The organism is Methylobacterium sp. D53M, assembly GCF_053345625.1.
Genome location: NZ_JBKFAL010000047.1, coordinates 1 through 21365 on the forward strand (window position 1 = coordinate 1; position 21365 = coordinate 21365).

General features: G+C 71.4%; 24 protein-coding genes. 14 read left to right on the top strand and 10 right to left on the bottom strand.

The features are described 5' to 3' along the window. Positions 1-520, top strand: a 520-nt coding sequence (locus ACLBYG_RS30525; protein ID WP_447683949.1) for a methyl-accepting chemotaxis protein, incomplete at its 5' end; no start/stop codon positions are given. A gap of 61 nt (positions 521-581) precedes the next feature. Here the strand turns inward: ACLBYG_RS30525 and ACLBYG_RS30530 are convergent. Together ACLBYG_RS30530 and ACLBYG_RS30535 are read right to left on the bottom strand one after the other, a co-directional pair. Next, positions 582-1040, bottom strand: coding sequence for a DUF2852 domain-containing protein (locus ACLBYG_RS30530; protein ID WP_091683327.1), 459 nt, complete (start codon positions 1038-1040; stop codon positions 582-584). A gap of 57 nt (positions 1041-1097) precedes the next feature. Continuing rightward, positions 1098-1775: a TetR/AcrR family transcriptional regulator gene (locus tag ACLBYG_RS30535; protein ID WP_447683950.1), complete on the bottom strand. Its 678-nt coding sequence runs from the start codon at positions 1773-1775 to the stop codon at positions 1098-1100. 223 nt (positions 1776-1998) lie between these two features. On the opposite strand from ACLBYG_RS30535, the gene ACLBYG_RS30540 reads away from it, so the two are divergent. The 3 genes from ACLBYG_RS30540 (at position 1999) to ACLBYG_RS30550 (ending at position 4121) form a co-directional block, all read left to right on the top strand. Further along, complete coding sequence (locus ACLBYG_RS30540; RefSeq protein ID WP_447683951.1) at positions 1999-2313, top strand: hypothetical protein; 315 nt, start codon at positions 1999-2001, stop codon at positions 2311-2313. 123 nt (positions 2314-2436) lie between these two features. Further along, a complete protein-coding gene (locus tag ACLBYG_RS30545; protein WP_091981979.1) occupies positions 2437-2844 on the top strand; it encodes a thioredoxin family protein in 408 nt (135 codons plus the stop codon). Between the two features lie 149 nt (positions 2845-2993). Next, entirely contained in the window at positions 2994-4121 is a 1128-nt protein-coding gene (locus tag ACLBYG_RS30550; protein ID WP_447683952.1) for a glycosyltransferase, read from the top strand. 5 nt (positions 4122-4126) lie between these two features. On the opposite strand, the gene ACLBYG_RS30555 is transcribed toward ACLBYG_RS30550, so the two are convergent. Together ACLBYG_RS30555 and ACLBYG_RS30560 are read right to left on the bottom strand one after the other, a co-directional pair. After that, complete coding sequence (locus ACLBYG_RS30555; protein WP_447683953.1) at positions 4127-5068, bottom strand: helix-turn-helix domain-containing protein; 942 nt, start codon at positions 5066-5068, stop codon at positions 4127-4129. Positions 5069-5190: 122 nt separating this feature from the next. Further along, complete coding sequence (locus tag ACLBYG_RS30560; RefSeq protein ID WP_447683962.1) at positions 5191-5967, bottom strand: zinc-ribbon domain-containing protein; 777 nt, start codon at positions 5965-5967, stop codon at positions 5191-5193. 181 nt (positions 5968-6148) lie between these two features. On the opposite strand from ACLBYG_RS30560, the gene ftsE reads away from it, so the two are divergent. The 3 genes from ftsE (at position 6149) to ACLBYG_RS30575 (ending at position 8734) form a co-directional block, all read left to right on the top strand. Beyond that, entirely contained in the window at positions 6149-6841 is a 693-nt protein-coding gene (gene ftsE / locus ACLBYG_RS30565; protein WP_331299942.1) for a cell division ATP-binding protein FtsE, read from the top strand. Further along, positions 6838-7806, top strand: coding sequence for a cell division protein FtsX (locus ACLBYG_RS30570; RefSeq protein ID WP_020093598.1), 969 nt, complete (start codon positions 6838-6840; stop codon positions 7804-7806). The genes ftsE and ACLBYG_RS30570 overlap by 4 nt, the downstream gene beginning before the upstream one ends. A gap of 151 nt (positions 7807-7957) precedes the next feature. Beyond that, positions 7958-8734 carry a YdcF family protein gene (locus tag ACLBYG_RS30575; protein ID WP_056528310.1) on the top strand — a complete coding sequence of 259 codons (777 nt, stop codon included), beginning with the start codon at positions 7958-7960 and terminating at the stop codon, positions 8732-8734. A gap of 26 nt (positions 8735-8760) precedes the next feature. Here ACLBYG_RS30575 and ACLBYG_RS30580 read toward each other — a convergent pair whose 3' ends face one another. From ACLBYG_RS30580 to ACLBYG_RS30590, 3 genes are all read right to left on the bottom strand, one after another. Further along, positions 8761-9087, bottom strand: coding sequence for a hypothetical protein (locus tag ACLBYG_RS30580; RefSeq protein WP_447683954.1), 327 nt, complete (start codon positions 9085-9087; stop codon positions 8761-8763). After that, positions 9087-9554, bottom strand: a complete 468-nt coding sequence (gene ptsN / locus ACLBYG_RS30585) for a PTS IIA-like nitrogen regulatory protein PtsN (RefSeq protein ID WP_020093595.1) — start codon at positions 9552-9554, stop codon at positions 9087-9089. Before ptsN ends, ACLBYG_RS30580 begins: the two co-directional genes overlap by 1 nt. Positions 9555-9698: 144 nt before the next feature. Then, positions 9699-10292, bottom strand: coding sequence for a ribosome hibernation promotion factor (locus ACLBYG_RS30590; RefSeq protein ID WP_026605000.1), 594 nt, complete (start codon positions 10290-10292; stop codon positions 9699-9701). 167 nt (positions 10293-10459) lie between these two features. On the opposite strand from ACLBYG_RS30590, the gene ACLBYG_RS30595 reads away from it, so the two are divergent. The 3 genes from ACLBYG_RS30595 (at position 10460) to ACLBYG_RS30605 (ending at position 14592) form a co-directional block, all read left to right on the top strand. Further along, the gene (locus ACLBYG_RS30595) at positions 10460-12028 is read left to right on the top strand and encodes a glucan biosynthesis protein D (protein ID WP_447683955.1); all 1569 of its coding nucleotides are present in this window, start codon (positions 10460-10462) and stop codon (positions 12026-12028) included. Positions 12029-12080: 52 nt separating this feature from the next. Further along, positions 12081-14240, top strand: a complete 2160-nt coding sequence (gene mdoH / locus ACLBYG_RS30600; RefSeq protein WP_447683956.1) for a glucans biosynthesis glucosyltransferase MdoH — start codon at positions 12081-12083, stop codon at positions 14238-14240. A gap of 184 nt (positions 14241-14424) precedes the next feature. Continuing rightward, positions 14425-14592, top strand: a complete 168-nt coding sequence (locus ACLBYG_RS30605; RefSeq protein WP_020093591.1) for a hypothetical protein — start codon at positions 14425-14427, stop codon at positions 14590-14592. 23 nt (positions 14593-14615) lie between these two features. Here ACLBYG_RS30605 and ACLBYG_RS30610 read toward each other — a convergent pair whose 3' ends face one another. Then, positions 14616-14816 carry a hypothetical protein gene (locus tag ACLBYG_RS30610; protein WP_020093590.1) on the bottom strand — a complete coding sequence of 67 codons (201 nt, stop codon included), beginning with the start codon at positions 14814-14816 and terminating at the stop codon, positions 14616-14618. A 427-nt stretch (positions 14817-15243) separates the two neighbouring features. Here ACLBYG_RS30610 and ACLBYG_RS30615 point away from each other — a divergent pair, with 427 nt between their 5' ends. The 3 genes from ACLBYG_RS30615 (at position 15244) to ACLBYG_RS30625 (ending at position 19274) form a co-directional block, all read left to right on the top strand. Next, a complete protein-coding gene (locus ACLBYG_RS30615) occupies positions 15244-15486 on the top strand; it encodes a hypothetical protein (protein WP_447683957.1) in 243 nt (80 codons plus the stop codon). A gap of 76 nt (positions 15487-15562) precedes the next feature. Beyond that, on the top strand, positions 15563-17875 hold the full coding sequence (locus tag ACLBYG_RS30620; RefSeq protein WP_447683958.1) for a Tex family protein: 2313 nt from the start codon (positions 15563-15565) through the stop codon (positions 17873-17875). Between the two features lie 187 nt (positions 17876-18062). Next, a complete protein-coding gene (locus ACLBYG_RS30625; RefSeq protein ID WP_447683959.1) occupies positions 18063-19274 on the top strand; it encodes a hypothetical protein in 1212 nt (403 codons plus the stop codon). A 53-nt stretch (positions 19275-19327) separates the two neighbouring features. On the opposite strand, the gene ACLBYG_RS30630 is transcribed toward ACLBYG_RS30625, so the two are convergent. Both ACLBYG_RS30630 and ACLBYG_RS30635 read right to left on the bottom strand, forming a co-directional pair. Beyond that, on the bottom strand, positions 19328-20125 hold the full coding sequence (locus ACLBYG_RS30630; protein WP_447683960.1) for a glycosyltransferase family 2 protein: 798 nt from the start codon (positions 20123-20125) through the stop codon (positions 19328-19330). Between the two features lie 49 nt (positions 20126-20174). Then, positions 20175-20744 (bottom strand): glycosyltransferase family 2 protein, encoded by a 570-nt coding sequence (locus tag ACLBYG_RS30635; protein WP_020093585.1) that lies wholly within the window; start codon positions 20742-20744, stop codon positions 20175-20177. Between the two features lie 361 nt (positions 20745-21105). On the opposite strand from ACLBYG_RS30635, the gene ACLBYG_RS30640 reads away from it, so the two are divergent. Further along, positions 21106-21365, top strand: a 260-nt coding sequence (locus tag ACLBYG_RS30640; protein WP_447683961.1) for a flagellin N-terminal helical domain-containing protein, incomplete at its 3' end; no start/stop codon positions are given.

Here is a 21365-nt window from a genome sequence, read left to right on the forward strand (position 1 = left end):
AGTGGCGCGGATCGGCGACGTGGTCGGGCTGATCTCGACCATCGCGGGCCAGACCAACCTGCTGGCGCTCAACGCCACGATCGAGGCGGCGCGCGCCGGCGCCGCGGGCCGCGGCTTCGCGGTGGTGGCCTCGGAGGTCAAGGCGCTCGCCGAGCAGACCGCCAAGGCGACTGAAGAGATCGCGGGCCAGATCGGGCGGGTGCAGGCCTCGACCGTCCAGGCCGTCGCGGCGATCGGGACGATCACGGCCCGGATCCGGGACATCGACGGCGTGGCGACCACGATCGCGGCGGCGGTGGAGCAGCAGGGCGCGGCGACCCACGAGATCGTCCGCAACGTCGGTCAGGCCGCGGCCGGCACCGGCGAGGTGACCCGCAGCATCGTCAGCGTCGCGGGGGCCGTCGAGAAGACCGGTCAGGCCGCCGGGCAGGTTCTGGCCGAGGCGTCGCGGCTCTCGGAGCAGTCCGAGCACCTGAACGGCGAGGTGGCGCGGTTCCTCGATCGCGTCCGCGCGGCCTGAGACGGCACGCGGCATTCAGGGGTGCGTCCGGGCCGATGGGCCCGGACGCCGCGTCGCAGAATCAGACCGCGCGGCCGCCACCCTCGGTGCGGCGCTTGGCCATGAACGCGTCGAACTGCTCGCGGTCCCGGGCGCGCTTCAGCTCCTCCACGAAGTCCGAGAAGGCGCGGCTCTCTTCCTCGAGGGCGCGGCGCTGCGCCTCGAGGCGGTCGAGCTCGGCCCGGCGGTACTCGTCGAAGGCGGCGTTCCCGCTGCCGCCGCGGTTCGCGGCCTCGAAGGCGCGGGCGAAGCGCGACGCGGGGCGCCCGCCCTCGAACCCCGACATCGTCCGGCGCGCGGCGTCCCGCATCTCGGCGAAGGCCGGGTAGCCCGCGAATTTCCAGGCCACGAGCGCGAGGCCGACCGGCCACCAGTAGATGAAGCCCACCACGATCGCGCCGATCTCCAGCGACCGACGCGGGAACGGGCCGGACCGGCAGAGCCTGCCGGTCGCCCAGGGGGAGGAGGATTGAGAGGTCACGGCTGTGCTCCGCTGTTCATGTGAACGCGGTTAACATGCGGGTCCGGCGGGGGCCTTTCAAGAGCGCCCACCGCCGCCGTCGCGCTCGCCGGGGCGCCCCGCCCCGTGGACCAGGGCGAGGACTCCGGCCCGCAGCAGCTCGTACTTGTCGGGGAAGCCGGGGCCGCGCGGCAGATGGCCGGCGGCCGAGAGGGTGGCGAGGCCGTGCGCGAGGGCCCAGACCTCCAGGGCGATGAAGCGGGGCGCCACGCCCCCGAATCCGTCCACGAAGGTCGCCTGCAGCGCTTCCACCAGCAGGTCGAAGGGACTCGGCCGCGCCTCCGCGCCGGAGGCGCCGGGCGGCGCGTCGGGATCGGCCCCGCCGGCGGGTCCCCCGCGGGTCTCGAAGATCGCCGCGTAGTAGGCCGGCTCCTCCTCGGCGAAGGCGAGATAGGTCTCACCCATCCGGGTGAACCGCTCCAGCGGCGTCCCGCGCGACGTGAGGGCCCGCGCCAGACGCGCGGCGAGCTCCGCGAAGCCGCGCCCGGCCAGCTCCTCGAGGAGCGCCTCGCGGCCGCGGAAATGGCGGTACAAGGCGGCCGGCGTTACGCCGACGAGCCGCGCGGCGTCGACCAGGGTGAAGCCGCCGATCCCGCGCTCGGCGATGAACCGGCGCGCGGCCTCCAGTAGGGCCTCCTTCAGGTTGCCGTGATGGTAGCTCCGCCGGTCGTCCGGCCCGTCCCGCCAGGGTCGCAAGATCTCACATCCTTCGCGCGCCTATTACACCACACCGGACCTCTACGCCCCTGTCGAGTCCGAAGACCAACGAAGTCGGTTTTTCCGAGGTCGGCCTCTACATGACCGGTGAACACGACGGTTGTTTCAGGCGCATGGGGCGACGCTTGACCGCCCCCGGATAACTGTAACAGTGTTACACATCCGCAACCGGTCTTCCACGGCAGGACAACGAGCATCGCGCATGGCTTTCGTGAGCCTCAAGGCGTGGCGGGCCCGCTCGGCGGAGCGCGCCGCGATCGCGGCGCGCCTGAAGCAGGATCTGCGGACGGCCCTCGGCCTCGGCGAGGCCGACACGCTGGCGGTCAACGAGATCGCCTGCGCCGATCCGGGCTGCCCCGACATGGAGACGATCGTGCTGGTGATGCGCGCCGGCGCGCCCACGCGGGCCCTGAAGATCCGGCGCCCGATCGACGCGGTGGGTCCCGACGACATCGCGGCGCTCGTGGCGGAGGACCGGTCGTCCGACGCGTCGCCGTCCGGCGTCTCGACAATGTGATCCGGCGCAGGGGCTTTCCGTCTTTGGGGCGCACAGGTCACAGGGACGGGGCCGGGCGCGCGACGTAGCATCCCGCCACCAGCAGCCCCCCGCGCCGACGGGGTCGCGGGAGGATCGCACGCCATGAAGAGCCGCCGTCACGTCCTCGCGCTCGTCGGCCTCGCCCTCGCCGGCCCGGCCCTGCTCGGGGTCCCGACCGCTGCCCTGGCGGGCGAGATCCGGCCGTTCTCGGACGCGGCCTTCGAGGCCGCGCAGAAGGGCGGGAAGCCGGTGCTGATCGCGGTCAGCGCCCCGTGGTGCCCGATCTGCCGGACGCAGAAGCCGATCCTCGCGAAACTCGCGGCCGAGCCGCGTTTCAAGGATCTCCAGATCTTCGACATCGACTTCGACAGCCAGAAGGAGCTGCTGCGCCGCCTGAACGTGCGGATGCAGAGCACGCTGATCGCCTACAAGGGCGCGACCGAGGTCGGCCGCTCGGTCGGCGAGACCCAGCCGGAATGGATCGAGGGCCTCGTCGAGAAGACCCTCTGACCGACGGCCCGTCGCCGGATCTCCCCGGTCCGGTTCCGTTCAGGGAAGCTCCGGCATAAGCCCGATCCAGACCCGCACGACGGGTCCGGCGGAGATGATCACCGGTGTCGAGCCCCCCTTTGTCAGACGTCCCGGGTCCCGATGCGATCGTGGCGGTGCCCGTGCGCAACGAGGAGGAGCGGATCGCCGCGTGCCTGCGGGCGATCGACGCCCAGGAGGGTGCTGAATCGGGGCGCGTCGGGCTCGTGCTGTTCCTGAACAACTGCACGGACGGCACCGAGGCCCTCGTCACCGCGCTGGTGCCGACGCTGTCGATCCCGGTCCGGGTGTCCGTCGAGAATTTTTCCGGCGCCCATGCCGGATGGGCCCGGCGCCGGGCCATGGACGCCGCCGCCGCCTGGCTGGGTGATGCGGGGAATGCGGGGATCATCCTGTCGACCGACGCCGACAGCCGGGTCCCGCCCAACTGGGTGGCGCGCAATCGCGCGGCGATCGAGGCCGGGGCCGACGCTGTGGCCGGCCGGGTCGAGCTCGACGCGGCGGAGGCGGCGCTGCTGCCGCCCTCGCTCCCCGCCCGCGGCCGGCTGGAGGACACCTACGACGCCCTGATCACCGAGGCCGAGGCGCGGATCGATCCCGATCCGAACGACCCCTGGCCCTGCCACCGGACCGCGATCGGCGCGACCCTCGCGGTGACCCGCAGCGCGTACCTCGCCGTCGGCGGCATGCCCGAGATCCCGCTCGGCGAGGACGGCGCCTTCATCGCCCGGCTGCTGGAACACGGGCTGCGGGTCCGGCACGCCACCGACGTCTGCGTGACCATCTCGGCCCGCCTCGCCGGGCGCGCGCCGGGCGGCGTGGCGGACACGATCCGCTCCCGCTGCGAGGAGCCCGACGCGCTCTGCGATGCCCGGATGGAGACCTTCCCGCGCGCCGTGCGGCGCTACCTCTGGCGGCGGCGATTCCGCCAGATGCACGGGCGCGGGGCGCTCGCGCGGAGCGACGGCTGGGCGCGGGCGATCGGCATCGTTCCGCCGGAGGCGCGGCGCATCGCGTCCCTCCCGCTGGGTCAGGCCATCGCGGAGGCAGAGCGCGCCAGCCCGCGCCTCGCCTACCGCCCGATCGGCCCGCGCCAGCTGCCCGGGCAGATCCGGATCGCGCGGGTCGGCGTCGTCGCGATCCGCCTCGGCCTGGGGTTGATCGGCGTGGCGCAGCGGCTCGCGGGCGCGTTCGCGCCCGGGCGGACGGTCTCCGACCCGCGCGGCAGCCGCATCTGACTCCGTCAGGGGCGGCGTTCCAGCACGTCCCGAGGTGCCACGCCGAACCGGCGGCGGAAGGCGCGGCTGAAGGTGGCCGCGTCGGTGAAGCCGCAGCTCGTCATCACCGACCCGATCCGCGTGCCGCCGCGGAGTCGCTTGTAGGCCCGGTCGAGCCGGGCGTCGCGGATCTTCGCCGCCACGCCCTCGTCGCCCGTGAAAGCCGCGTAGAGGCGGCTTCGCGAGACCCGCAGAGCCGTCGGCAGCGATTCCGGCCCGAAGGCGGGATCGTGCAGTCGGCGCTCGATATGGGCAAGGGCCAGGGCCCGCACGGCGTCCCCGGACAGCTCGTCGCCGGCCGTCTCGCCTTGGCGGTCGGCCAGGGCGCGCAGCAGGTGCAGGACGCCCTCGAGGGCGATGCCGGCTTCCGCCTCCGACATACCGCCGACCGTCTCGGAGAACGACCGCAGATAGGTCGCGAACAGGCCGCTGAGCGGCGTCGCGCGGAGACCGCGCCCGGCGAAGGCGTGCACGCTGCCGACCTGGCTCACGAAGGCGGCGCGCGGCACCTGGAGGCGGATCTCCTCGTAGGAATCGCGGCTGCCGATCGCGAAGGGCTGGTCCATGGCATGGACGGCGATGTCGCCGGCGCCCAGCACGGCGCCGCTGTTGCCCTGCTCGATGTAGCCGCTGCCCTGGACGAGGAGCACGACCGCGATGTCGTCGCGCCCGTCCCGGCGCACGTGCTGCGTCGTGCGCTCGACCCCGATCGGTTTGCTCAGGGTGTGCAGGATCGCGCCGTGACGGGTGATCGCGAGCCGGCGGCCCGCCGCGAACGGGATGTCGGGTGCCAGCGGCGTCGCGTCGACGCGCGCCAGTGCCGTGCTGCGCCAGTAGTCGAAGGCGCGCTTCTGATCGACCGAGTCGGTTGTCTCGACGACGATAGGAACGGTTTCGCGAACACTCAAGGCACGGCGATCCCATGCGCCGACGTCGGCCGACGCTCACGCCCGTAACGGGAAGGCCGTCGAGAAGGTTGCCGATCCGCGGGAGAGGCGCAACCTGAGCTAATGACCGGCGCGGACCCGCCTCACCGATCCGCTGCCGCCACCCGAGGGTCGGAGCGGGTCGCGGACGCGTCGGCGAAACGCAGCACCACCGCGCGCCCAGCGGCCGGCGGCGACGGCAGGCTCGCGCGGAATCGCGCGGTCTCGGTCGCGGCGAGGATCGTCCGCGGCGGCGCGACCGTGAAGGTCTTGATCGTCCGACCGCCGGCGTCGCGGATCTCGACGCTCAGCGGCGCGACGGGCGCGTCCGAGCGCGCGACGCCGACGAGGTCGCCCTCGACGACGAGTTCCGCGGGACTGTCGTCCTCGGCCGGGTTGTTGAAGGCGACGACGTCGCGGATCTCGATCCCGCGCACGTTCACCGGCAGGCCAATGCGCGCGAACAGGGAGGCGGTCTGCGGGACGGCCCGGACCACGCTGGTCCGGGCGAGGCAGACGAGCGGGATCGCCGCCAGGAGCGTCAGGCCGAGAGCCAGAGACGGTGTCAGACCCGGGATCGCGCGGCGCGCCTTGCCGGCGGCCTTCCCGGTGGACTTGCGCTTGGCGGACCGTCGGGATTCGGGCGCCGGAACGTCGGTGGCATTCCGCACCGAGGCGGTCGCCTCCTCCCAGGCCGCGTCCGCGAGGGGATCGGTCTCGGCCTGCGCGGCGAGCTCCGCCTCGTGGCCGGCGAGGACGTCGGCGGGCGAGATGAACCACGTCTCGCGGCAGGCGGCACAGCGGACCGAACGGCCCTCCATGCCGACCTTGCTGGCGTCGATGCGATATTCGCTCGCGCAGCTCGGGCAGGCGATCAGCATCCGCGCCATACTCGCATCGATCGGCCGCGACCGGGCCGGACTGTGAATTGCTTGAAGAAGTGTGCCCGAACAGGGTTAAGGGGCCGTGAAATCCCCGAGGCCTTGAAAACGCCCGCCGCTCCGGCGATTCCCGAGGGACGGACAGACGAAATACGGCACGGCTTTGAACCTACAGGCGAGCATGAAGAGCCTGCTGCCCGGCGCGGAGCGGCCGGTGGTGCAGTTCGAGAATGTCGGCATGCGCTACGGCCTCGGGCCGGAGGTGCTGTCCGACGTGAGCTTCCGCATCGCGCCGCGCTCCTTCCAGTTCCTGACCGGCCCGTCCGGCGCCGGGAAGACGACGCTGCTGCGCCTGATCCTTCTGTCGACGCGGCCGACCCGCGGGCTCGTCTCGATCTTCGGCGAGGAGGTGAGCGACATCTCCGCGAAGGCGCTGACCGGGCTCCGGCGCCGGATGGGCGTGGTGTTCCAGGATTTCCGGCTCCTCGACCACCTGACCACCTACGAGAACGTCGCCCTACCGCTGCGCGTCCAGGGCCGGGCCGAGGCCAGCTACCGGGCCGAGGTGGTGGAACTGCTGCGCTGGGTCGGCCTCGGCGAACGCATGCACGCCCTGCCCCCGCTGCTCTCGGGCGGCGAGAAGCAGCGCGCGGCCATCGCCCGCGCGCTGATCGCGCGGCCCGACCTGCTGCTCGCGGACGAGCCGACCGGCAACGTCGATCCGGGCCTCGGGCGGCGGCTGCTGCGCCTGTTCCTGGAGCTGAACAAGCTCGGGACCTCGGTCATCATCGCCACCCACGATTTCGGCATCATGGACGCCGTCGATGCCCGCCGGATGGTCCTGGGCGAAGGCCGGCTGCGGATCGAGGAATGAGTACTCAGGCGATGCCGCGGACGAAGGCCGGTGGATCGGCCGTGCCGCCCGACCCGTCGATGCCGGCCAACCTGCGCCGCAACGCGCCGCTGGTGCCCACCGACACGGCGGCGGGGCGCTCCCTCGCGGCGGTCATCGCGATCCTCACCTTCCTCGCCGGCCTCTGCGCGGGCGCGGCCGAGATGGTCGCGACGAACGCCGCCCAGTGGCAGGGCGACGTGGCGCGGGAGGTCACGATCCAGGTCCGGCCCGGTCCCGGCCGCGACGTCGACGCCGACGTCGCGCGCGCCGACGGCATCGCCAAGGCCGAACCCGGGATCGCGGAGACGCGGGTGTTCAGCAAGGCCGAGGCGGAGCGCCTGCTCGAGCCGTGGCTCGGGACCGGGCTCGACCTGTCCGACCTGCCGGTGCCGCGGCTCATCGCCCTCAAGCTCTCCAGCAGCCAGGCGGCCGACCTGAAGCGGCTGCGATCACGCCTCGTCGAGGCGCTGCCGGGCGTCGCCAGCCTCGACGACCACGCCCTCTGGCTGCAGCGACTCTCGACCGCCGCCAACGCCTTCGTGGGGATCGGGATCGGGCTCGTGCTGCTCGTCCTGATCGCCACCGGCCTCGCGGTGACCTTCGCGACACGCGGCGCCATGGCGAGCAACCGCGAGGTGGTGGAAGTGCTGCATTTCGTCGGCGCCGACGACGACTACATCGCCCGCGCATTCCAGCGGCGGTTCTTCGGCCTGGGCCTGCGCGGCGGCGCGATCGGCGCCGGTCTGGCCCTCGTGGCCTTCGTGATCGCCGGGCTCCTCGCCCGGGCCGCGCGCTCCGGACCGGCCGGTCAGGAGGTCGAGGCGCTGTTCGGCGCGTTCCATATCGGCCTGCGCGGCTACGCCAGCGTGATCCTGATCGGCGTGATCGCGTCCCTCGTCACGGGCGTCGTCTCGCGCGTGACCGTGCGGCGCTTCCTGGCCTGATCCCTGCTGCGTCACGAAGACGTGGAAATAGGGGGACTTCCGAGCGCGTTTACCATCTGGAAACTTTATCGTTGCGGTGTGGAAACAGCCGACCGCGCCGGCCTCCGAGCCGCCGCAATCGGCGCCGATTCTCCGGAGGATGACCACGCGTATGCTGCGCGCATCGGATCCGCCCTCGACCGACGCCGTCGGCTGGGCCTGGCACGAGTGGGGTCTCCCGCGCCGCGCCGCTGCGCGCCCGCGCGACCGGCGGCGGATCGCGCTCTGGACCTGCGGCCTCGGCGCCGGGCTCGGGATGCTGGCCCTGTTCGCGGGCTTTCTCGTGTTCGTCGGCGCGCTCGCCCGCCAGGAGCGGACGCCGACCGACCGGGCCGACGGGATCGTCGCGCTGACCGGCGGTGCCCAGCGGATCGGCGACGCGATCGACCTGCTCGCGGGCGGCTACGGGCGGCGCCTGCTCATCACCGGGGTCAACGAGCGGACCAGCCGCGACGAGATCGCCCGGCTGAACCCGACCCAGCGCGCCCTGATCGCCTGCTGCGTGGATCTCGACTACCGGGCGCGCAACACGATCGGGAACGCCATCGAGACGCGGCGCTGGATGCGCGCGCACCGGTTCAGCACCGTCGCGGTCGTGACCTCGAACTACCACATGCCGCGGACGCTGGTCGAACTCGACCACGCCCTCCAGGACAGCGACCGCGTCCTGCCGCATCCGGTCGTGAGCGAGGCCTTCGATGCCGATCGCTGGTGGCAGAACCCGCCGGCCGCGCGCCTCCTGGCCTCCGAATACATGAAGTTCCTGGTCAGCTGGGTCCGCACGCGCTTCGAGGCCGATCCCGAACGCTCCCGCGCGGCGATCCTGATCGGGCGCGGCAAGCCGGTGAAGATGGTGGCCGAGCCGCTCATGCTCCGCGGCGTGGATTGAGGGCGCGGCGCGCGCCACCCCCTCCCCTACAGCCCCTTGCAGCGGGCCTTGATCGCGGCCGAGAACTCGCGGTCCGACCCCTGGACCTGGGCGAGGCGCTCGCTGCGCTCCGAACCGGAAAGGCAGCGGCCGTAGACGCTCGCCACGCGGCGCATCGTCTCCACGTGGCGCCGCCAGACGCGGCAGTTCTTGGCGTCGTCCCCGTCCGCCTGCTCGAGCTGCTCGAGGGCCTGGCGCTGCATCGACTGCGCCACCAGGACGTCGCGCGCGCAGGTGGTCTCGCCCTGGGCGGCGGCGCCGGAGATGCCGGCCGCGAGGGTCAGGACGGCGGCCGTTCGGAAGCTCTGGATCATCACGCGGCCTGCGGTGCCGTCGAGCGCGTCAGGAGAGCGTAGAGCGCGCCGGCGTCCCGGGCGGCGCGGATATGGGCGAGCATGCCCGGCTCGCGCAGGATGCGGGCGACCTGCGCCAGGGCCTTCAGGTGATCGGCGCCGGCGCCCTCGGGCGCGAGCAGCAGGAAGGCGATGTCCACGGGCTGGCCGTCGAGCGCCTCGAAGTCCACCGGCCGGTCGAAGCGCGCGAACAGCCCGAAGAGACGGTCGAGACCGGGCAGCTTGCCGTGCGGGATCGCCACGCCGTCGCCGATGCCGGTCGACCCGAGCCGCTCGCGCTGGAGCAGCGTGTCGAAGACGGGGCGCTCACCGAGGGCGGGCAGGCGCCGCGCCGCCTGCGCGGCGAGGTCCTGCAGCACCTGCTTCTTGGCGCGGGCGCGCAGGGCCGGCACGACCGAGTCGGGGTCGAGGAATTCCAGAACTGGCATCGAACGACCGTTGCCCCGTCGCCCGTTCGCGAGGAAGCGGGCCTCGTCGCAGGGGCATCGACGACCGTTCCGGCCGCGCCCCCACCAGATTCAATAAGCGGGGAAACCAGCCGGTTCCGGCTCCGTTCCTCCCGACCCGCGGCGTCACTCGGTGGCGTTCGGCGGGTCCACCCAGCCGATCGCTCCGTCGCTCCGCCGATATACGACGTTGACGCGGCCGGTGCCAGCGTGGACGAACACAACCACTGGGGATCCCGTCATGTCGAGGGCCGTCACCGCTTCGCCGATGGTGCGGCGCTGGAGAGTCTTGGTGCTCTCGGCGACGATCGGCGGGTGGGCGTCGCCCTCGGCGGCGTCGTCCTCCTCCACCTCCGGGGCGGCGAACACCGCGTAGGCGGCCTCGACCGCCGCGTCGTCGCCCGGGCCCGTCGCGTGCTGCTTCAGCTTGTGCTTGTAGCGCCGCAGACGGGTCTCCAGGCGCTCCGCGGTCTGCTCGAAGCTCGACCGCGCGTCGTGCGCGAAGCCGTTGGCCTCGATCGTCAGGCCGGAGACGAGGTGCAGGACGCAATCCGTCCGGAAGGCTGTGCCGTCGCGCCGGAGCGTGACGTGGCCGTTGCAGGAATCGTGCATGTGCGAGTCGAGATACTTCGCCTGGATCGCCGACATCCGTTCCTCGACGCGGCCGCGCAGACTCTCGCCGAGATCCACGCCGTGGCCAGTCACTCGCAACGATCCCATGCTGCCTCCCCCGTTCCGATGCAGTCGGCCGAATTAGAGAGCCGGCTCGGGTTAAGTCAACGGAGCCCCTTGCGGTTCAAGCGCTTGCTTAACGCTGGGTTCAGCCGGCCTGTCCGTATACACGGGGCCTCCCGCATCTTGCCTTGCGACGCGAGACGACCGCCTGCATGACGATCGACCCCGGATTCTCCGCCACCGCGACACGCCGCGCCGTCCTGGGGGGCGCGCTCGGCGCTGCCGCGGGCCTGCTCCCGGCAGCCGCGCGGGCGGCCGACCCGGAGAAGGCCCCGGCCCTGCCCGGCGCCGGCGAGGCATTCGGGGCGGGCACGCTGACCGACCTCGCCCGCGCCCGGGCCGCCGCCCCCTACGCCGCCCCGAAGACCGGCGACGTGCCGACGGTTCTCAAGAACCTCTCCCGCGAGGCCTACGAGGCCATCCGCCCCGCGGAGGGCCGCGCGGTCTGGGCCGACCGAAATGCCGGCTACGTCCTGGAGCCGCTGCTGCGCGGCTCGATCTTCGAGATGCCGGTGTCGCTGTTCGTCGTGGAGAACGGCGTGGTGCAGCCGGTCGGGTACGACAAGTCCGCCATCGCGGCGCCAGGCCTCGATTTGCCCGACCTGACCGCCGACACCGCCTTCTCGGGTTTCCGCCTGCGCGCCCGGTTCGACGGCGCCGACGGGCTGTCGAACTTCGCCCTGTTCCAGGGCGCCTCGTTCTTCCGCCTCGTCGCCGAGGGCCAGGATTTCGGCATCAACGCCCGGGCGCTCGCCCTGCGGCCGGCGGATTCCCGTGGCGAGGAATTCCCGCTGTTCCGGGCCCTGTTCGTCGAGGCGCCGCGGGCGGGCCAGCCGGTCATCGTCCACGCCCTCGCGGAATCGGAATCGGCGACCGCGGCGTTCAAGATCACGCTGACGCCGGGCCGCGACGTCTCCACGGCGCAGATCGACGGGACGGTCTTCGCCCGCGCCGAACTCGACCATATCGGTCTCGGCGGCATGCAGGGCAGCTACCTGTTCGGGCCGCTCGACCGGAACCGCGTGGACGACCTGCGCGCCGCGGCCTTCTCGGTGGAGGGCCTGGCGATCCACAACGGCTACGGCGAGCCGATCTGGCGCCCGGTTCACAATCCCGAGGCGCTGCAGGTCTCGGCCTTCGTGGATCGCGGGCCCAAGGGCTTCGGCCTCATGCAGCGCGCCCGCGCCTACGGCGATTTCGAGGACGACCGGCGCCACTGGGAGCAGCGACCGTCCCTCTGGCTGGAGCCCCTCGACGACTGGAACGAGGGCGCGGTCACGCTGCTGGAGATCCCGAGCGATTCCGAGCTCAACGAGAACGTCTTCGCCTACTGGCGGCCCAAGGCGAAGCTCGCGAAGGGCGCGGAGATGCGCTTCCAGTGCCGGCAGCACTGGTCCAAGGGCTGGCCAGACCCGCTGCCGCCGGAGATCGCCCGGGTGCGCGACAGCCGCTGCGGTCACGGCAGCACGGGGAACCGCCGGCTCTTCGCCGTCGATTTCGAGGGCGACGCGCTGTTCCAGCCCGGAGACATCGACGTCGACCTCGGCGCCTCGGCCGGGACGATCACGCGCCAGGAACGGTTTCGGTACCCCGATCGTAAGACGCTGCGGATCCTGTTTGAGCTCGATCCGGGGAGCGAGCGCGCGAGCGAGCTGCGTCTCGCGCTCCGGCGCGGCCAGACCCGGGCCAGCGAGACCTGGCTGTTTCGCTGGACACCCTGAACCCCGACCCGATTACTGAGGAACGGCCTCCCCCGTGCGACTGGACGAGACCATGATATTGCCGCCAGCGACGGACGCCGGTTCCGGGCGCGAGACCGTGACCGACGGCGGCCGTTATCTGCCGCCCGAGGCTCCCCTGTCGATGCCCGTCCAGGATCTGGCGCGCTGGGATCCGGGGCTCGGTCACCGGCCGGAGCGCCGGGTCCGGACGCCCTGGCCTGAGCGGATCCTGGTGTTCGGCGGCGCCCTGGCGCTCACGGCCTTCGGCGGCTGGCAGATGGTCGAGACCGTGTCGGTCTCCGGCAGCCCGACCGCCCTCCAGCTCGTGCTGGTCGTCCTGTTCTGCCTGACCTTCTCGTGGATCGCCCTGGCCTTCACCAGCGCGGTGCTCGGCTTCGCGACGCTGCTGCGCGGGCCCCGGCCTGCGCCGAACCCGGCCGCGCTGCGCACGCGGACCGCGGTCCTGATGCCCGTCTACAACGAGGCGACGGCCCGTACCTTCGCTGGTATCGAGGCCATGCGCGAGGCGATCGAGGCGACCGGGCTGGGCGATCATTTCGACTGGTTCGTCCTCTCGGACTCCACCCAGCCCGATGCCTGGATCGCCGAGGAGCGGGCCTATCTCGACCTGCGCGGCCGGCTCGGCCCCGAGGCCCGGCTCTACTACCGGCACCGGCCGAAGAACCATCACCGCAAGGCCGGGAACATCGGCGATTTCGTCACCCGCTGGGGCGGGCGCTACGACCACATGCTCGTGCTGGACGCCGACAGCCTGATGAGCGGATCTGCCGTCGTGGCGCTCGCGGCCGCCATGGAGGCGGACCCGGATGCTGGAATCATCCAGACGCTGCCGCTGATCATCAACCGCAACACCCTGTTCGCCCGACTCCAGCAATTCGCGGCCCGGATCTACGGCCCGGTGATCGCCGCCGGCCTCGCCGCGTGGTCGGGCCGGGACGGCAACTACTGGGGTCACAACGCGATCATCCGGACCCGCGCCTTCGCGGATTCCTGCGGCCTGCCGGACCTGCCCGGGAAGCCGCCCTTCGGCGGACACATCCTGTCCCACGACTTCGTCGAGGCGGCCCTGATCCGCCGTGCGGGCTGGGCGGTGTACATGCTCCATCGCCTGCCAGGCTCGTACGAGGAGAGCCCGCCCTCGCTGATCGACGTGGCGGTGCGCGACCGGCGCTGGGCGCAGGGCAATCTCCAACACGCGCGGGTGATCGGCGCCGCCGGGCTGCATCCCGCGACGCGGCAGCACTTCGCCACCGGCATCGCCGGCTACCTCGCCTCACCGCTGTGGCTGCTGCAGCTGGTGGTCGGTATCCTGCTGGTGCTCCAGACGGCCACGGAGCGGCCGGACTATTTCGGCGGCGCCGGCTTCTCGCCGGTCTTCCCGCGCTTCGATCCGGTCCGCGCGCTCCAGCTGTTCGGCCTGACCATGGCGGTGCTGCTGGCACCCAAGTTCCTCGGCCTGATCCTGGCGCTGCTGGACGGCCCGGTGCGGCGCGCCTGCGGCGGCGCCGGACGGCTCGTCCTGTCGAGCCTCGTCGAGATCCTGCTGTCCGCCCTGGTGGCGCCGGTGGCGATGGTGATCCAGTCGGGCTCCGTGATGGGCATCCTGCTCGGACGAGACACGGGATGGAACCCGCAGCGGCGGGACGACGGCTCGATCCCGCTGCGCGACATCGTCGTCCGCCATCGCTGGCACACGCTGCTGGGGCTGGTGGCGGGCGTCGCCGCCTTCGCGATCGCCACCTCGCTGTTCCTCTGGATGAGCCCGACGATCCTGGGTCTCGTTCTGGCGATCCCGATCTCCTGGGCGAGCGGCCAGCTCGGGCTCGGCCTGGCGCTCAAGCGACGCCTGCTCCTCGCTACGCCGGAAGAGGCTACCCCGCCGGAGATCGCGGTCCGCGCCGCGTCCCTCGCGGCCCGCAACGCGGAGCACGGGTTCGACGAGACGGATGCCCTCGCGGCCCTCCACGCCGATCCCGACCTCGCGCGTGACCACACGCGGATGCTGCCCCTCGGTCAGCGGCGGCCCCGGGGCGCGATCGATCCAGACCAGACCCTGGCCACCGCCAAGATCTGCGAGGCCGAGACGGTGACGGAGGCGCAGGCATGGCTCTCGCCGAAGGAGCGGATGGCGCTCCTGCACGACCGGGCCCTGGTCGACCGCCTCGTCCGCCTCGACGCGCGCGAACGGTGATCGCGGTCCGTCCTACCGCGAAGTGACGACCGCGGCGCGCGCCCGGGATCGCTCAGCGCCGCTCGCGGAGACGTGTCGGTGCGCCCCGATCGTGAGGTCCACCGAGGCCGCCAGCCGGACCGAGCCGTGAGAAGTGATTAACCATTCGGGTCCTAGATTCGCGCATCGTCATTCGGATCCGGTCATGACCCTCCTGTTCGTGTTCCTGCTCCTGCCGCTCGCGGTGGCCATCGTTCTGGCCCGCGGCGAGCCGATCCGCACCATCAGCTGCCTCGGCGCGATGGGCGTTGGCTGCGTCATCGCCGCCACGAGTCTCGTGAGCCTCGTGCGCCACCGGATCCGGACGACCTGACACCGGACCGGAGCAAGCTACCGTCAGAGGAACCCGACCTGACGCGGGCCGCCGCCCAGGCTGCGCCCCGCACGGGAGACGAGCTGGGAGAAGGCCAGGGCCGCCGCCGTGGCCTGGGCGCGGGACGGGAAGCTGCGTCGCGATTCGAGAACGGGCTCGTCAGTCTCGTTGACGAGAACCCAGGACCACAGCGACCGGCTACGCTCTCGTATCTCGAATTGCACGGGCGCCTCCCTGTCCGGGACATGCGAAGCGAAAGACTTGCATCCGCGGGTGACATCCGGATGACGTTGTTTCGCGACCGTCAAGGCGCGCCGGCCGCCGCGACCTTCCGCTGAAGACTATTGTCTTCATGGACGGAGGGCGATGAGATCGATGCTTCAGCATCGTGCCAGCTATCCATCGAGATCTGACCTGAACAATCGGGTGCGAAATCCGCGCCAGGATGAGCGGACAGCCGACCAGCTATCCCCAGGAACTGCGCTGGCCCCGTGACAGCCGCCTCGGCATCCGCGCTGCCGACGCCGCGACGGTCCTGCGACGTGCGGACTTGACTGGATTGTCTGGATCTCGATGCTCTGACCCGTTGCGGGCGGGGTCGAGGGCATTCTGGCGGCAGCACCCGGTGGCGCTGCGAGGCGGATCGACGTGATGGCAGATCACAGCAGAGTCCCGAACGAACGGTCGCGCCACCTTCTCGGCGATCTGGCCGAGACTCTCGGATGTTCGGTCGACGTCTTCTTCGATCCGGACCCGCAGGACGACCGTTCGATGACCGAAGAATTGCTGACCCTGTGGTTCTCGATCAAGGATCCCGATGCCCGGCACCGCATCCTGGATTGTGCCCGGGCCGTGAAGGCGGAGGCCGGGGCGGATGCGCAGCTGCGCCCCTGACCGGTGCCTTGTTTCCGACGGCTTGGCGCTCCACCCAGGCAGCCCGTCCGTCGCCGCGACTCCAGTCGGAGAACCCATGAAATCCGTGAACGCTCTGATCGCCGAGGAACTCGGTGTCGGGGAGGCGCAGGTCGCGGCCACCGTGGCGCTCCTCGACGGCGGCGCGACCGTGCCGTTCATCGCGCGCTACCGGAAGGAGAATACGGGCGGCCTCGACGACACGCAGCTGCGCAGGCTGGAGGAGCGCCTGTCCTACCTGCGCGATCTCAACGAGCGGCGCGCCGCGATCGTCGCGAGCATCACGGCCCAGGGAAAGATGTCCCCGCCCCTGGCTGCGGCCCTCGACGCCGCCGACACGAAGGCGCGGCTGGAGGACCTGTACCTGCCCTTCCGGCCCAAGCGGCGCTCGAAGGCGCAATCCGCCCGCGAAGCCGGCCTCGAACCGCTGGCCCAGGCCCTGCTGAGCCGTCCCGACCGCGCGCCCGAAGCGGTCGCGACCGCTTACGTGTCGGACGCGCGGGGCGTGCCGGACACCGAGGCCGCGCTGGAGGGCGCCCGCGCCATCCTGATCGAGCGCTTCGGCGAGGATGCCGACCTCGTGGGGCGCCTGCGGGCGGATTACTGGCGGACCGGCCAGCTCGTCTCGCAGGTGCGCAAGGGCAAGGCGAACGAGGGGGCGAAGTTCTCGGACTACTTCGACTGGAGCGAGCGGCTGGAGCGCATGCCCTCGCACCGGATCCTGGCGATCTTCCGCGGTGAGCGGGAAGAGGTGCTCGACGTCGGCTTCGCCGCGGAGGGGGAGGAGTCGGCGCCGGGCCTTCCCGGGCCCTTCGAGATGGCGATCTGCCGCCGCTTCGAGATCGCGGCGCGGGGGCGTCCCGGCGATGCCTGGCTCCTCGACACGGTGCGCACGGCCTGGCGAACGAAGATCCGGGCCGGGATCAAGCAGGACCTGCGCGGCCGGCTGTTCGAGCGGGCCGAGGACGAGGCCGTGTCGGTCTTCGCCGGGAACCTCAAGGACCTGCTCCTCGCCGCCCCGGCGGGCGGGCGGGCGACGATGGGGCTCGATCCGGGCTACCGGAACGGCGTGAAGGTCGCGGTGGCGGATCGGACCGGGCGGGTCGTCGCGGTGAAGACGACCTACCCGCACGAGCCGCAGCGGCGCTGGCGGGAGGCCGTCGCGACGCTCGGCCGGCTCTGCCGGCTGCACGGCGTGGAGCTTCTCGCCGTCGGCAACGGCACCGCGTCCCGCGAGACCGAGCGCCTCGCCGCGGAGATCATCGCGGCGAACCCGGACCTGCCGCTGGCGAAGGTCGTGGTCTCCGAGGCCGGCGCCTCGATCTACTCGGCCTCCGAGATCGCCGCCAAGGAGTTGCCCGACCTCGACGTGTCCCATCGCGGCGCCGCGTCGATCGCCCGGCGCCTCCAGGATCCCCTGGCGGAACTGGTCAAGATCGACCCCAAGTCGATCGGCGTCGGGCAGTACCAGCACGACGTGAGCGAGGCGAAGCTGTCGCGGTCGCTCTCGGCGGTGGTGGAGGACGCGGTCAACGCGGTCGGGGTGGACGTCAACACCGCCTCCCCGGCCCTGCTGGCGCAGGTCTCCGGCCTCGGCGGCGCGATGGCGGCGCGGATCGTCGCCCACCGCGACGCCCAGGGCCCGTTCCGCACGCGGGCAGCGCTCAAGAAGGTCCCGGGGCTCGGCCCGAAGACCTTCGAGCTGGCCGCCGGCTTCCTCCGCATCCAGGGCGGTGACGACCCGCTCGACGGGTCTGGCGTCCACCCGGAAGCCTATCCGGTGGTCCGCCGCATCCTCCAGGCGACGAAGAGCGACATCCACGTCCTGCTCGGCAACGCCGCCCTCCTCGGCCGCCTCGCGCCGGAGCCCTTCGTCGACGCGCGCTTCGGCCTGCCGACCGTGCGCGACATCATCGCCGAGCTCGAGAAGCCGGGGCGGGACCCGCGGCCGGAATTCAAGACGGCGCGCTTCCAGGAGGGCGTCGAGACGATCGGGGACCTGAAGCCCGGGATGCAGCTCGAGGGTGTCGTCACCAACGTCGCGGCCTTCGGGGCCTTCGTGGATATCGGCGTCCACCAGGACGGGCTCGTCCACATCTCGGCGATGGCCCGGCGGCGGATCGCGTCGCCCACCGAGGTCGTCCGGATCGGCGAGGTCGTCCGGGTGCTGGTCCTCAGCGTCGACGTCCCGCGCAAGCGCATCGCGCTGTCGCTGCGGCTCGACGATCCCGTCGAGCCGGGCCAGCAGACCCGGAGGACGGCCGAGCCCCGGCAGGACGCGCCGCGGAGCCGACCGAGTTCGGGTCCGGCGCCCGGCGGGGCGCTGGCCGACGCTCTCCGGCGCGCGGGCGCCGCGCCGCGGCGCGAGTGAGGCACGCCTGACGCGCGCACGGCCTCCGCGTCTCGGCCGGGACCGCCGCCGGTGAACCGAGAACATGGTTAGCGCTTCGTAAACCTCCGTGCGGTCAGAGTGCGTTCGTCGTGCCGCGGAGCGCGATTCGAAACACCTGATCGCGGTTCCGGGATCGCTGCGGCGACCCCACGGCTCGGAGGCTCTGATGCAAGCGCACGTTGCGGGGATCGACAACCCGAACCCGATGATCGGCCCGGCCCGCCTGATCCGGGCGGCCTTCGAGGGCGCCGACATGGCCGCCCTGGCCGCCGAGATCCTCGCCGAAGGCGGCGACTCCGCCCTCGACGCCGGGACGGCGCTGGACATGGCGACGATCCTGCTGCTGAAGCACCGCTTCACCGAGGGGCTCGCGCTCCAGAGAGAGGTGCTGGACGGACAGCGGGTCTTCTCGCTGCGCTCGAACCCGGATCAGGCGCGGATCCGCGTCCTCGTCCTGGTCACGGCCGGCGATCTCATGGCCAACACGCCGATCGACTTCCTGCTGAACGACGGCGATTTCGGCCTCACCTACCTCTATCTCCGCCCCGGCGAGCCGATCCCGCACGACCTGCCGGCGCACGACGTCATCGTCACGGGCATCGCCTACGCGCGGACCGCCGAGCCGCTCCTGGAAGCCCTCGCGGCGGCGGCGGACCGGTGGACGCGGCCGATCGTCAATCACCCGCGCCACGTCCTCAAGACGTCCCGCCACGGGATCGCGGACGCGCTCCGCGGGGCGGATGGGATCCTGGCGCCGGAGGTCGCCCGCGTGAGCCGCTCCATCCTGAGCGCCGCGGCGTCCCGCAGAGCCGAGGGCCCGACCTACCCGCTCCTCGTGCGGCCCCTGGACACGCACGCCGGCAACGACCTCCAGAAGATCGACCGGGCGGAGGACCTGCATCTCTACCTCGCGCAGACGGAGGCCGAGGCGTTCTACGTCACGCAGTTCTGCGATTACCGCGGTCCCGACGGCCTCTATCGGAAGTTGCGCATCGTGCTGATCGACGGTGTGCCATACCTCTGCCACATGGCCATCCGCGATCACTGGATGATCCACTACCTCAACGCCGGCATGCTGGAGGATCCGGTGAAGCGGCAGGTCGAGGCCGCCGCCATGGCCACGTTCGACACCGACTTCGCCGAGCGCCACCGCGCCGCGTTCGCCGAGATCCACCGCAGGATCGGCCTCGATTACCTGATCATCGACTGCGCCGAGTGCGCGGACGGCCGTCTGCTGGTCTTCGAGGCCGATACCGGGATGGTCGTCCACGACATGGATTCGGCGGAGCTGTTTCCCTACAAGGCCCCGCAGATGCGCCGGGTCTTCGCCGCGTTCCAGGACGCGCTGCGGGGGCGGGCTCGGGGGCGAACCGCCTAGGTCGGCCGCCTCGGGACGGGGGCTGCGGGCGTCGGGTGCTCCACCCGGCGCCTTCACCAGGGGATGCGACCGAAGCGGTCGACCAGCCGCTGGTACTCGGCGTTGCTCTCGGCCTTGGAGGTGCCGCCCGAGCCGACATCCGAGGTCCCGGAGCCCGGATGCACGAGGCGGCACACCAGCGGCAGGACGAAACCGTGCCGCACGAGCTGCACGTTGGGGCCGCCGTTGCGCAGGACGTTGGCGAGCCACGGACGGACCTGGATCGCGTGCTGCAGCGTGACGGGCGCCGTCGCCTCGACGAGGTGGGCGCGGCGCAGGCCGGTCTCGGCGAGGCGGCCGAGCCACTCGTTGTCGTAGTGCCACTTCGCGGCCGGGCTGATCGCGCCGACCTGCGCGAAGGTGGTCCGCCGCATCAGCCAGCCCGACGGCGTGGCGAAGTCGTTGATCCGCACCACCTCGCCGGCCTCGTCGGTCTCGAGCTGCGTCGAGGAGACGAAATCGAAGCTCTCAAGAGCCCTCAGCGCGAAGCCCAGATAGGCCGGCAGCCAGTGATCGTCGTCCTCGAGGAAGCCGACGAGGTCCCAGCTGTCGTCGACGGCGGCGATGGCGGCGTTCAGCGCGGGGATCTGGCCCCTCTGCGGACCGCGCGCGAAGGTGACCTGCGGGTGCGCGGCGAGCCGCGCCGGGATCTCGATCCCGGGATCGATCCCGACGAAGAAGTGGATCGTCGCCGGCCGGTCGAGCTCCTGGGCGTTGGCGCTCGCGATCGCGTGTTCCAGGAAGTACTGGCCGGCCTTTCCGGCCAGGGTCGAGGGTTTGAGCCTCGACGGCGTGATGATCGCGATCCTCATTCCCACGCCTCACCGTGTCGGGCGTCGCGCGCCGCGGCGCGGAACGCTGTCAGAGCTTGAAGGATTGCTCGCCGATATGGCCGAGCTCCTTGCTGAGATACGGATCGCACCAGATCCGGAAGCCGGCGGCGCGTGCCCGGTCGCTGAAGTCGAAGTCCTCGCCGATGTTCACGCCGGCTTCCTCGTCGACGCGGAAGCGGAAATAGGGCTTCTTCAGCTTCTCGAAGACCGTGGACTTGATCAGCAGGAAGCCGGTCGGGATCCGGGACATCTCCAGCAGACCCTTCGGCGCGTCGGCCGGCTGCTCCGGGAGGATGTCGCCCAGGAAGTGGAACGGGGCGGTGCGGCGGGAATAGGTCGCGCCGATGATGTCGACTTGCCGCACGAGGAGCTTGAGGAGTGCGTCCTTCGGGAAGGTCATGTCGCTGTCGATGAACAGGACGTACTCCGCCCCGTACTTCTGCGCGTATTCGAGGCCGAGGTTGCGGGCATCGGCGACGATCGACGACTTCCCGACGACGATCGACATCGGCATCTCGCCGAGCGAGTGCATCATCGATCCGAGGCTCACGGCGAAGTCCGCGTGGACCATGGTCCCGCAGGGGATCGCGATCGCCACATGGGGCAACTTCGGTGACGCGGAAGGGGTCGCGGCGCCAACATCACCGGACGCTTGAGCGATCACATCTGAGCTCCCTGCAAGGTGCGTCCCGTACCCGCCGCGCCGACCGAACCGGATCGGCCCCGGTCGGGCAGGCGCGACAGACTTGGTTTGCGTCACAGCTTATGGCTGCGGATGGTTAATGGATCTTGAACACGCTCCGCGATCTGTAAATACTGAGCGCCTGAAGGATCGATTCATTAACGATCACTTCGGACACACTGGGAGTCGGCAATTGATTTAACCCCCGCGAAACGTTTGGAGGACGATTACTGGCGTACCCGAGAAACGGGTGCATCAAATCAGAAAGATAAGACCTATGTCCTCGATCACCCTGTCGGCCGCCACGCGTCAGAACCTGCTCTCGCTGCAGGACACCGCCCAGCTGATGGCGACCACCCAGAACCGGCTCGCGACCGGCAAGACCGTCAACTCCGCCCTCGACAATCCGACCAACTTCTTCACCTCCCAGGCCCTCGACGGACGCTCCTCGAGCCTGAACTCGCTCCTCGACGGCGTCTCCAACGGCATCCAGTCGATCCAGGCCGCCAACCAGGGCATCACCTCGATCCAGAAGCT